The sequence below is a fragment of the Streptomyces sp. R35 genome, from assembly GCF_041053035.1.
GTDB lineage: Bacteria > Actinomycetota > Actinomycetes > Streptomycetales > Streptomycetaceae > Streptomyces > Streptomyces lutosisoli.
In genome coordinates this window covers 6,063,862-6,075,033 of sequence record NZ_CP163440.1, presented here as the reverse complement: position 1 = coordinate 6,075,033, position 11,172 = coordinate 6,063,862, and the positions used below count along the sequence as shown (strand labels likewise).

The following is an 11,172-nucleotide window of genomic DNA, read 5'->3' as shown; positions in this document are numbered from 1 at the left end:
TGTCACCTGAGTAAGAACAGGAGAGACCCCGTGGAAACAACCCTGCCGTGGGTCGTTCGTGAGCTGCCACCCCCTGGCTCACTGGACCTCTGGCTCCTGAGGGTCTCGGATGTCCCCGCCGGCATCCTGGACGAGGCGGTGCTCGACGCGACCGAGCGTCAGCGCGCCGCCGCCCTCATGCACGCGGCCGACCGAACCCGGTTCACGGCCGCGCATGTCGCACTACGCCGGCTGCTCGGAACGTATTTGAGTCTGCGTCCCGAGGAGATCCACTTCGGCCGGGACACCTGTCCCTGCTGCGGCGGACCGCACGGCCGCCCGACCGTTCTCGGTGCGGGCCGCGAGTTGTTCTTCTCGCTGTCCCACCGGGGCGACCTGGCGCTCGTCGGTACGGCCGTCGCTCCGATCGGAGTCGACGTGGACCTGGTGTCGGACCAGACGGCCACCGCCGAACTGGCCTCGATGCTGCACGTGGATGAACAGGCGGAACTGGACGCGCTGGCACCGGAATTGCGCCCGCGTGCACTGGCCCGCCTGTGGACCCGCAAAGAGGCTTACCTCAAGGGCCTCGGCTCGGGTCTGGGCCGCGACCCCTCGCTCGACTATGTCGGCTCGGGGGGCCCGCAGGGCCCGTATCCGCCTTCCGGCTGGACCCTGCTGGACGTTCCGGTGGACCGGGGCTACGCGGCGGCGGTGGCGGTGCGCGGTGAACTGAACGTCACCGCTCCCACCATCAGCAGGCTCTCCGTCCTGGACGTCGTGCAGTACACGACCGAACTCTCCGGTCTGGAACTGCCCTCCGGTCCGGACGTCGTACGAACGCCGCACGACGCCCTCCAGACGGCAAGGACCCCGCCCTGATCCGCCCCGGGGCCGACCGGGTGCACCGACTTGGTGATCACCCGGCCGGCCGAGGGCACGCGCCACTAGGCCGCCGCCGCGCGGCCACTGATCACGAGGACGATTCCCCGAAAACCCCAACTCCCCTACATCCCTTGGGAACTGACGATGTCAAACGCTGTGCAAGAGGCCCCCGCGGCCCGCCTCCCGCAGGTGCGGACCCGCACCACCGAGCGTTCCTCCGTCGCCGTCGAGCACGTCACGGGCGCGCAGTCCCTCGTCCGCTCGCTCGAAGAGGTGGGCGCGGACACCGTGTTCGGCATTCCCGGCGGTTGCATCCTGCCGGCGTACGACCCGCTGATGGACTCCGAGCGGGTACGGCATGTGCTCGTCCGGCACGAGCAGGGCGCGGGTCACGCGGCCACCGGTTACGCGCAGGCCACCGGCAAGGTCGGCGTCTGCATGGCGACCTCGGGACCGGGCGCCACCAACCTGGTGACGCCGATCGCCGACGCCCACATGGACTCGGTGCCGCTCGTGGCGATCACCGGGCAGGTTCCCTCCAAGTCGATCGGCACGGACGCCTTCCAGGAGGCGGACATCGTCGGCATCACCATGCCGATCACCAAGCACAACTTCCTGATCACCAGGGCCGCGGACATCCCGAAGACGATCGCGGAGGCCTTCCACATCGCCGCCACCGGCCGCCCCGGCCCGGTCCTGGTCGACATCACCAAGGACGCCCTCCAGGAACAGACCACCTTCAGCTGGCCGCCCCGCGCGGACCTGCCCGGCTACCGCCCGGTGACCCGGCCGCACCCCCGCCGGATCGCCGAGGCGGCCAAGCTGCTGAACCAGTCCGAGCGCCCCGTGCTCTACGTCGGCGGCGGCGTCCTCAAGGCCAAGGCCACCGACGAGCTGCGGATCCTCGCCGAGCTGACCGGCGCTCCCGTGGTCACCACCCTGATGGCACTCGGCGCGTTCCCCGGCAGCCACCCGCAGCACGTGGGCATGCCGGGCATGCACGGCGACGTGGCCGCCGTCACCGCACTGCAGAAGGCCGATCTGATCGTCGCCCTCGGCGCCCGCTTCGACGACCGTGTCACCGGCAAGCTGGACACCTTCGCCCCGTACGCCAAGGTCGTGCACGCCGACATCGACCCGGCCGAGATCGGCAAGAACCGGTTCGCGAACGTGCCGATCGTCGGGGACGCGCGCGAGGTCATCGCCGCGCTGACGGCAGCGGTGCACGCGGAGCACGAGGACGGCCACCGGGGTGACTACGCGAACTGGTGGCGGGACCTCAACCGCTGGCGCACCACCTACCCGCGCGGCTACGACCTGCCCGCGGACGGCACCCTCTCCCCGCAGCTGGTCATCGAGCGCATCGGCCAACTCGCTCCCGAGGGCACGCTGTTCGCGTCCGGCGTCGGCCAGCACCAGATGTGGGCGGCGCAGTTCCTCCCGCACGAGGAGCCGGGCACCTGGTTCAACTCGGGCGGCGCCGGAACGATGGGCTACGCGGTCCCGGCCGCGATGGGCGCCAAGGCCGGCCGGCCGGACCGGACCGTCTGGGCGATCGACGGCGACGGCTGCTTCCAGATGACCAACCAGGAACTCACCACCTGCGCCCTGAACAACATCCCGATCAAGGTCGCCATCATCAACAACGGCGCCCTCGGCATGGTCCGCCAGTGGCAGAACCTCTTCTACGGCGCCCGGTTCTCCAACACCGTGCTGCACGACGGCGCGACGAACGCCGAGACCGGTTCGACGCGGGGCCTGGGCTCCGCCGCCAACCGCGGCACCCGCGTCCCGGACTTCGTCCTGCTCTCCGAGGCGATGGGCTGCGTGGGCCTGCGCTGCGAGACCCCGGAGGAACTGGACGCGGTCATCGACAAGGCCAACTCGATCACCGACCGCCCTGTGGTGGTGGACTTCATCGTCCACGAGGACGCGATGGTGTGGCCGATGGTCCCTGCCGGCACTTCCAACGACGACATCATGGCCGCCCGCGACGTCCGCCCCGACTTCGGCGACTCCGCGGACGACTGAGAGGACCCACTGACATGTCCCAGCACACACTCTCCGTCCTGGTCGAGAACACCCCCGGCATCCTCGCCCGGATCGCCGCCCTGTTCTCGCGCCGCGGCTTCAACATCGACTCGCTCGCCGTCGGCACCACCGAGCACCCCGACCTCTCCCGCGTCACCATCGTGGTCAGGGTCGACGACGCGCTGTCCCTGGAGCAGGTGACCAAGCAGCTCAACAAGCTCATCAACGTCCTCAAGGTCGTCGAGCTGGAGGCGGACGCGGCGGTACAGCGCGAACTGGTCCTGGTGAAGGTCCGCGCCGGCAACGAGACCCGCTCCCAGATCGTCCAGATCGCCGAGCTGTTCCGCGCGAAGACGGTCGACGTCTCCCCCGAGGCCGTCACCCTGGAAGCCACCGGCGCCGCCGACAAACTCGACGCGATGCTCCGGATGCTGGCCCCCTTCGGCATCAAGGAACTCGTCCAGTCCGGCGCGATAGCCATCGGCCGCGGCTCCCGCTCCCTGGCCGAACGCGGCGTACGGGACACCCGCCCGTTCCGCCTGACGGCGACGGCGAACGCGTCCGCGGCGCAGGCGCAGAGCGCGTAACGCGAGCTCCCTCAGAAGTCACCAGCCCTCAATAACAGCAGCTACCAGCAACCCAGTTACCGATTACAAGGAGAAACCCTCATGCCCGCCGAGCTGTTCTACGACGCCGACGCCGACCTGTCCATCATCCAGGGCCGCAAGGTCGCGGTCATCGGCTACGGCAGCCAGGGCCACGCCCACGCGCTGTCGCTGCGCGACTCGGGTGCCGACGTCCGCGTCGGTCTGCACGAGGGCTCCAAGTCCAAGGCGAAAGCCGAGGAACAGGGCCTGCGCGTGGTGACACCGTCGGAGGCCGCCGCCGAGGCCGACGTCATCATGATCCTCGTTCCGGACCCGATCCAGGCCCAGGTCTACGAGGAGCACATCGCCCCGCACCTCAACGACGGCGACGCGCTGTTCTTCGGCCACGGCCTGAACATCCGCTTCGGCTTCATCAAGCCCCCGGCCGGTGTCGACGTCGCCATGGTCGCCCCGAAGGGCCCGGGCCACCTCGTCCGCCGCCAGTACGAGGAGGGCCGCGGCGTTCCGTGCATCGCGGCCGTCGAGCAGGACGCGACGGGCAACGCCTTCGCGCTGGCGCTGTCGTACGCCAAGGGCATCGGCGGCACCCGCGCCGGCGTCATCAAGACGACCTTCACCGAGGAGACCGAGACCGACCTGTTCGGTGAGCAGGCCATCCTCTGTGGTGGTACGGCCGCGCTGGTCAAGGCGGGCTTCGAGACACTGACCGAGGCGGGTTACCAGCCGGAGATCGCGTACTTCGAGTGCCTGCACGAGCTGAAGCTCATCGTCGACCTCATGTACGAGGGCGGCCTGGAGAAGATGCGCTGGTCGGTCTCCGAGACCGCCGAGTGGGGCGACTACGTCACCGGTCCCCGCATCATCACGGACGCCACCAAGGCCGAGATGAAGAAGGTCCTCGCCGAGATCCAGGACGGGACGTTCGCCCGTGAGTGGATGGCCGAGTACCACGGCGGTCTGAAGAAGTACAACGAGTACAAGAGCCAGGACGAGAAGAGCCTCCTGGAGACCACCGGCAAGGAGCTCCGCAAGCTCATGTCGTGGGTGAACGACGAGGCGTGACCTCCGGGCAGGACCATGCCGTCCGCACGCCCACGGGAACCAGCCACCAAGAACACCGAGAACCCCAGGTCAGCCAATCCTGACCTGGGGTTCCCCGTAGCACGACGCAACCGGGCTCCCCCTCCGGCCGGGGCGTGTCGTGCGGGTCAGGCGGCCGGCCGGGTGGCAACCACACGACGTGAGCACCACCCGGGGCGTGTTGTGGTCAGTGCCTGAAGGCACCCTTGACCTTGTCGCCGGCCTGCTTCAGGTTTCCGGAGACCCGGTCGGTCCTGCCTTGCCGCTGCAATCGCCTGTTGCGGGTGGTCCGGCCTACGCGTTCGGTGACCAGGCCCTTGAGTGCCTGCGTCTTGTGCTTGATCGTCTGTCCGACGCTCATGGCCGGCCTCCTACTTGTCTGCTGAGCGGGCTCCCGCGCGTGGTCGCCGTTCCCGCGGGCGGGATCGGGGCCGGTGTGAACTGCCTGCGGCTGATCAGCAGAAGGAGAAGAATCCAGAGCACGGCCGGGCCTCCACACGGTCGCAGGGACAGTGCCTGCGTTCCGCGGGGTCCGGGCGAAGCGGAAGGTGGAGGCCTCGCCCGGAGATTCCCGGAGCGGTACGGCCCCACGCCTGCGGCCAGTCAACGCCCGGCAACCGCTTGTGTCAACGCATACGAGCCGCTGTCGCCCGGTATCCGCAACCTCTGGGTAGGGCTACGCTGTTGAGTGAGGCCCCAGTCCCCGGTATCGATGCTGTGTCCAGCTCCCGGGGAGGCCCGCGGTGTTCGCCCTGCTTCTCATCCTCGTCTTGGTCCTGTTCGGTGTCGGCTTCCTCAACCCCATCTGGTGGGTGGTCGCGGCCGTGCTGGTCTTCGGCACCACGCGGTACGGCCGCGGTGGTGGCGGGGGCCGGGGCCGCAGCTCCGATCTGGGGCAGTACCGGGACTACCAGGAGCGCCGGGACCGTCAGGAACGCTGGGACCGTCGCTACAACCGCCAGCACCGGGCACGCTGGCGGCGCGAGGACCGGCGGGACCGCGAACACGGCAGGTGAGGCGAAGACCGGGGGTGTGGCTCACACGCGCCGGATGGCGTCCGGAAGGGGAAGGTCATGATTCACGCTGCCGATCTCAGGGAGTGGCGCGAACGCGACGTCGTCGATGCCGAGTCGCACAAGATCGGTGTGCTGGAGGCGGTCTATGTGGACACCACCACCGATGAGCCGGCCATGGCCACCGTTCGGACCGGGCTGCCCACGCGGCACCGGCTGGTCTTCGTCCCCCTGGACGACGTGATCGCCGGGCCGGACTGTCTCAAGGTCCGCTACGCCAAAGCGCTGGTGAAACAGGCCCCTTCGATCGGCACCGACGACGTGCTGCCCGCCGACCGGGAAGAAGCGATCTTCAGGCACTACGGCCTGCCCTACAAGCCCGGTACAGCCGGTGAGAGGCAACTGGCCCGCCGCTGACCGCTCATGGACACAACGGCAGCATCGTGAGGACTACGGCATGAGGACCGCGTCATGAGGTACGCACCATGCACCGACTGACCACAACCCGTGAAGAGCGGCCGCTGTTGACGGCTGTGCCCTCGGCCGGCCATACCGCTCTGCTGGCCGAGGTCGTCGAACTGCGCGCCGTGAACAAGCAGTTGGAGCGGGCGCTGACGAGCCGCGCGGTGATCGACCAGGCGCGTGGCATGGTGATGGTCCTGGCGCCGTGTTCCAGCGAGGGGGCGTGGGATCTGCTGGTGGGTGTGTCGCAGCACTGCAATATCAAGCTCCGGGACGTGGCTGCGGCCCTGGTCGCCACGACGAAGGACGAGACGCTCCCGGAACCGATACAGCGGGAACTGCGCCGGGCACTGCGGCGCCTTCACGCTGCGGACCGGGGATGACGGAGCGCGCGCCCCTCGGACGGCACCGGGAGCTGTGAGCTCAACCCTCCGGTGCCTTCGTCCAGGACGGCCGTCGGACGCCTTTGCTGTGTAGCCCGCCTCGTGGAACCTAAACACCCGCCCTCGCCTCTTCGCCCGTTCGGCCAGGTCACGTGCTGTCGGGGGGTGGGAAGGGCAGGCTGGTGTGCGCGGTGCCCGAGGCGCCGGAGGGTGCCGTGGCGGGTGTCGCCGAGGTCGCGCTGAGTGCGAGGAGCGCGACGTCGTCGGCGGGTCCTGCGGGAAAGGTGTCCAGCAGCGAGGTGAGGTCGCCGATGATCGCGGCGGCCCCGAGGGCCCGGCCGGTGGCGGCATGGTGGGTGAGATGGGCGGCCAGTCCGCTCTCGCCGAACCGGGCGCCTTGGGAGGTACGGGCCTCGGTGAGTCCGTTGCTGTAGAGGAAGAGCGCCTCGCCGGGCAGGAGTTGAACGGTCCGGGAGACGAAGTCCGCGTGGTGCAGGGCGCCGACGAGCATTCCTCCGGCGAGGCTCACCGGCTCGGTCCGGGCGGCCGCCCGGTCGGGCCCGTCGCGGCGGGCGGGTCGCAGATGGTGGGCCGGGAGATGGCCGCCTCCGGCCAGGGTGAGGGCGAAACCGCCCGCGGGCTCGGGGGCGAGGGTGCCGAAGACCAGGGTGCAGAAGCCGCTGCCGTCGGACGATGCCGACAGCAGAGCGGAGTTCAGCGCCCGCAGTACGGCACACGGGTCGCGCTCCAGCAGGGCGGTGGAGCGCAAGGTGTAGCGGATCAGCGAGGTGAGAGCGGCGGCGGGTGCGCCCCGGCCGCTGACGTCGCCGAGAAAGAACGCCCACCGCCCGGCGCCGAGCGGGAAGACGTCGTAGAAGTCGCCGCCGACGTCGTGGACCGAAGCGGTGGTGTAGTGGCAGGCGGCCTCCAGGCCGGGCACTTCCGGCAGTGCCGGGGGCAGCAGGGTGCGCTGCAGGGTGGAGGCGTACGCGGCGATCTCCGACCGGTCCCGCTCGGCGCGCTCCCGTGCCGCGTGCTCGACCTCCACCAGTTCCCGTTCCACACGGAGCATGCGCAGGGCGGACAGCCGCAGTTCGAGTTCGTCCATCACGAGCGCGGCCAGATCGGTCAGGGCGGTGGCCTGGTCCGGTGTGATCCGGCGCGGCTTGGTGTCCAGGACGTCCACGGTGCCCAGGCGGTGACCGTCGCCGGTGGTGATCGGGGCGGCGGCGTAGAAGCGCACCCGAGCCGGACCGGTCACCAGGGAGTGGTCGCGGGCGACCGGGTCGTCGAGGGTGTCGGTGACGACCAGAGGACTGCCGGTGAGGATCGCCGAGGTGCACAGCCCCGGGTCCCGGCCGATCTGCGTGACCCCCGCCAGACCGTACGCGGCCTTGAACCAGACCCGGTCGGCGTCCACGATCGTCACCGTCGCGGCCGGCGCGTCGAACAGGCGGGCGGCCAGTGCGGCGATCCGGTCGAATGCCCCGTCGGGCGGAGTGTCCAGGATGTCGTAACGACGCACCGCCGCGATCCGCAGCGCCTCCTGCTCGGGAGACAGCTCCACCCGCTCCTCCACGCCTCCGCACGCGCCGTGTCCGGCCGGTGCGGGCGGCTGTTCGGGCCGTTGGGTCCGGTCGTTGTGGGCGGCTATTCGGGACGTTGGGTCCGGTCGTTGTGGGCAAGGCCGTCCGGATGGTCCTCCGTGCGCTCGCCCAGAGGAAGAACCAGTACGCGTAGGGCTGTTGGACCGGGCAGGCGGTGGATCTGCCCCGCCTCCTGCCAGCCCCAGCCCTTGAAGGCGGCACCGGCCGAACGGGCGGACTGATCCACCAACGTGACGCCGAGCGAGGACTGGTGGTCGGCGAGCAGACGCTCCTGGAGCCGGCGGGCGAGCCCACGGGCGTGCTGGTGCGGATGGACGACGGTTTCGAGGATCGCGAAGACATGCCCGGACGCGGTGAGTTGCTCCAGGTTCTGCGGCAGCGGTCCGTCGAATCCCTGCCACCAGGAGCCGTCGCGCGGCACGGGGAACCCTGAGACACAGCCGGTCAGAGCCTCCGCCTCGGCGACCAGCATGTCGAATCCCGGCAGCTGTACGTCGCCCGCCAGGCGCTGCAGGAACTTCTGCCGGTCGTGGAACTCCTCACCGGGCGAGGCGGCGGACGACTCCACGTACAGATCCGCCAGGTCCTCCCGCAGGCCCTCGGCCTGCCAGCGGTTCAGTCGGCGCAGGCGCACCGTGTCCAGGACGGGACGCTCCGGGTCTTCGGGTTCGTGCGGTTGCCGCGGGGTGCGCATGGGGCGCCTCGGTTCAGGAGACCGTGAGATGTACGGGAGTGCCATCGGGGCCGATGGCCGGTGCGGCGCCTGGGTCCGGGACGTCTGTACAGCAGCATAGCCCCGGATCGGCGCCGCGCCGGGGCCCGTTGGGGGCACGGGGCCACTGGGGCGAAGGCAGCCGGACGGGGGTCGCCGCTCGCGTCGCTTTACCCGTACGCCCTCCGTGGGCGGCCGCGGTTGTGTCGCGGATACCTGTTTGAAAGCGGGCTGTCCGGGAAGCCGTCCGGTGTGCTTCGGACCGGAGGCACGCCCGTGGGAGCGGTGTTCGCCGCTCCCCTGTGTGCTGCGGTCTGCCGGCTCCCACGGTGAGTGACGCCACCGATCAGGGAGACACGTGCCCATGCCTGCCGAACGCACGCAGAATCCACGAAACGCACGCCCTTACGACGACGCGCCGGACACCGATGCCGCGTTCCGCCGTATCGCCGCTCTGCCGGACGGCCCGGAGAAGTCCGCGCTGCGCCAGGAGGTGGTGTGCGCCTGGATGCCGATGGCCGTACGGCTGGCCCGGCGGTTCCGCCATCGCGGTGAGACCTTCGAGGACCTCAAGCAGGTCGCCCAACTGGGCCTGGTCAAGGCGGTGTCCCGCTTCGACCCGGGTTTCGGCACGGCCTTCCCGGCCTTTGCCATACCGACGATCCTCGGCGAGGTGAAGCGGCACTTCCGTGACGAACTCTGGGTCGTGCATGTGCCGCGGCGCGTACAGGAGCTGCGTGGCCGGGTGCGCTCCGCCGACCATGAGCTGAGTGCTTCGCTGGGCGGAGCGATACCCGCGGTCCACGAGATCGCCGCACACGCCGGGCTGACCGAGGCCGAGGTACGGCTGGGCCAAGGGGCGCTGGAGAGCTTCACCGCCCGGTCCTTGGACGCCATGCCCGGCAGCTCCGCGGACAGCTACCCCCTGACCGACACCCTCGGTGGCGTGGAGCCCGGCTTCGACCGGATCATCAACCGTGAGGCGCTCCGGCCTCTGCTGCGGGCACTGCCCGAACGCGAGCGCCAGATCCTGTACCTGAGGTTCTTCTGCGGGATGACGCAGGCCCGCATCGGCCTGCAGTTCGGTGTCTCTCAGATGCACGTCTCCCGTCTGATCACCCGCACCTGTGCCCGCCTGCGCGACCAGGTGATGTCCGACACCCGTGATCTGAGGAAGGCGTCATGATGACGCCCCGGGGGCACTCCGATCTGCGAGAGGCACGCTGCGATGAGCAAGCAGGACAACCAGGCCATGCACCATCCCGCGGTGGTTGCGCACCACCAGAGCCGTGCCGCGGACGTCCAACTGCGTATCGCCGACGCCATCACCAAGTTCGCCGGTTCGATGCCGTTCGTCTACATCCACGCGGTCTCCTTCGCGTTGTGGATGCTGTTCTTCGAGGCCGCCCCCTGGCCCACACTGACGCTGGTGGTGTCACTGGAGGCGATCTTCCTGTCGACGTTCGTCATGATCGGCCAGAATCGTCAGGCCGCCTTCCAGCAGATCAAGGCCGATCACGACTTCGTCGAGCAGGAGTTGGAACTCAAGACCAACACCGAGCTGACCCGTGCGATCCATGTCATGACCACGGAACTCCACCGTCGTCTGCTCGCGGACAGCACGGAACACCCGCGGCCGTAGACCACGGTTGAGGGGGTGCGGCCGGTGGTCAGGCGCCCAGTCCGGGGAGGGGTTCGGAGTCGTCGATGAAGGCGCGGGCCACATCGGACAGGCGCCGGTTGTGGGAGCGTGCATGGGCGCGCAGGGCGGTGAAGGCCTGTTCCATGTCGATGCCTCGGCGTTCGGCGAGTTTGCCTTTGGCCTGTTCGATCAGCACGCGGCTGTTCAACGCGGTCTGCAGTTGCTCGTTGAGGATCGTGCTGCGGTGGGTGGAGCGTTGTTGCAGGAGGCTGATGGTGGCGACGTCGGCCAGGGCCTGGGCGATGAGTGTGCCCGCCGGGTCGAAGGGGCCGGGGGCGGCGCGGAAGAGGTTCAGGGCGCCGACGACCTCGTCCCGCAGGCGCATGGGCAGCGCCTGGACCGCCCCGAACCCGCTGCGGTGGGCCGCCGTGGCGAAGCGCGGCCAGCGGCCGATCTCCCGGGTCAGGTCGGCGACGGTCACGGGTGTGCCGGTGCGGCAGCACTCCAGGCAGGGGCCTTCATCACTTTGGAGCTGGAAGAGTTCCAGCAGCCGCACCCGTTCGTCGGAGGCGGCCATCACACGGAGTTCGCCGTCCCGGTCCGCGAGCAGTACTCCGGCCGCGTCGGCGCCGAGCATCCCTACACAGCGGTCGGTAAGCAGGCGCAGGAAGTCGATCAGGTCGAAGTCGGCGACCAGGTTGTCCGCCAGCTCGACGAAGGTCTTGGCCAGGAGCTGCTGATTCATCGTGTCACCCTCGATTGAGACTATT

The 11,172-nt window shown here is 69.6% G+C and carries 13 protein-coding genes; 9 read left to right on the top strand and 4 right to left on the bottom strand.

Features of this window, described 5'->3' with window-relative positions; genetic code table 11:
• Positions 1-30: 30 nt before the first annotated feature.
• From AB5J50_RS27755 to ilvC, 4 genes are all read left to right on the top strand, one after another.
• Positions 31-861: a 4'-phosphopantetheinyl transferase superfamily protein gene (locus AB5J50_RS27755; RefSeq protein WP_369260972.1), complete on the top strand. Its 831-nt coding sequence runs from the start codon at positions 31-33 to the stop codon at positions 859-861.
• Positions 862-1,008: 147 nt separating this feature from the next.
• Entirely contained in the window at positions 1,009-2,895 is a 1,887-nt protein-coding gene (locus AB5J50_RS27750) for an acetolactate synthase large subunit (protein ID WP_369260971.1), read from the top strand.
• A 14-nt stretch (positions 2,896-2,909) separates the two neighbouring features.
• Positions 2,910-3,482, top strand: a complete 573-nt coding sequence (ilvN, locus tag AB5J50_RS27745) for an acetolactate synthase small subunit (protein ID WP_327430526.1) — start codon at positions 2,910-2,912, stop codon at positions 3,480-3,482.
• Positions 3,483-3,563: 81 nt separating this feature from the next.
• Positions 3,564-4,565 carry a ketol-acid reductoisomerase gene (gene ilvC / locus AB5J50_RS27740; RefSeq protein WP_369260970.1) on the top strand — a complete coding sequence of 334 codons (1,002 nt, stop codon included), beginning with the start codon at positions 3,564-3,566 and terminating at the stop codon, positions 4,563-4,565.
• Positions 4,566-4,770: 205 nt separating this feature from the next.
• Here the strand turns inward: ilvC and AB5J50_RS27735 are convergent, their stop codons facing one another.
• Positions 4,771-4,944 carry a CsbD family protein gene (locus AB5J50_RS27735; RefSeq protein ID WP_369260969.1) on the bottom strand — a complete coding sequence of 58 codons (174 nt, stop codon included), beginning with the start codon at positions 4,942-4,944 and terminating at the stop codon, positions 4,771-4,773.
• 382 nt (positions 4,945-5,326) lie between these two features.
• On the opposite strand from AB5J50_RS27735, the gene AB5J50_RS27730 reads away from it, so the two are divergent.
• From AB5J50_RS27730 to AB5J50_RS27720, 3 genes are all read left to right on the top strand, one after another.
• Complete coding sequence (locus AB5J50_RS27730) at positions 5,327-5,599, top strand: hypothetical protein (protein ID WP_369260968.1); 273 nt, start codon at positions 5,327-5,329, stop codon at positions 5,597-5,599.
• Positions 5,600-5,656: 57 nt separating this feature from the next.
• On the top strand, positions 5,657-6,013 hold the full coding sequence (locus AB5J50_RS27725) for a PRC-barrel domain-containing protein (protein ID WP_369260967.1): 357 nt from the start codon (positions 5,657-5,659) through the stop codon (positions 6,011-6,013).
• 68 nt (positions 6,014-6,081) lie between these two features.
• Complete coding sequence (locus tag AB5J50_RS27720; protein WP_369260966.1) at positions 6,082-6,441, top strand: ANTAR domain-containing protein; 360 nt, start codon at positions 6,082-6,084, stop codon at positions 6,439-6,441.
• Positions 6,442-6,589: 148 nt separating this feature from the next.
• Here AB5J50_RS27720 and AB5J50_RS27715 read toward each other — a convergent pair whose 3' ends face one another.
• Both AB5J50_RS27715 and AB5J50_RS27710 read right to left on the bottom strand, forming a co-directional pair.
• Entirely contained in the window at positions 6,590-8,008 is a 1,419-nt protein-coding gene (locus tag AB5J50_RS27715) for a PP2C family protein-serine/threonine phosphatase (RefSeq protein ID WP_369260965.1), read from the bottom strand.
• A gap of 83 nt (positions 8,009-8,091) precedes the next feature.
• Positions 8,092-8,742 (bottom strand): hypothetical protein, encoded by a 651-nt coding sequence (locus AB5J50_RS27710; RefSeq protein ID WP_369260964.1) that lies wholly within the window; start codon positions 8,740-8,742, stop codon positions 8,092-8,094.
• A gap of 382 nt (positions 8,743-9,124) precedes the next feature.
• On the opposite strand from AB5J50_RS27710, the gene AB5J50_RS27705 reads away from it, so the two are divergent.
• Positions 9,125-9,946, top strand: coding sequence for a SigB/SigF/SigG family RNA polymerase sigma factor (locus AB5J50_RS27705; protein WP_369260963.1), 822 nt, complete (start codon positions 9,125-9,127; stop codon positions 9,944-9,946).
• A gap of 42 nt (positions 9,947-9,988) precedes the next feature.
• Positions 9,989-10,402, top strand: a complete 414-nt coding sequence (locus AB5J50_RS27700; RefSeq protein ID WP_369260962.1) for a DUF1003 domain-containing protein — start codon at positions 9,989-9,991, stop codon at positions 10,400-10,402.
• A 28-nt stretch (positions 10,403-10,430) separates the two neighbouring features.
• Here AB5J50_RS27700 and AB5J50_RS27695 read toward each other — a convergent pair whose 3' ends face one another.
• The gene (locus AB5J50_RS27695; RefSeq protein ID WP_369260961.1) at positions 10,431-11,147 is read right to left on the bottom strand and encodes a GAF and ANTAR domain-containing protein; all 717 of its coding nucleotides are present in this window, start codon (positions 11,145-11,147) and stop codon (positions 10,431-10,433) included.
• Positions 11,148-11,172: the final 25 nt, after the last annotated feature.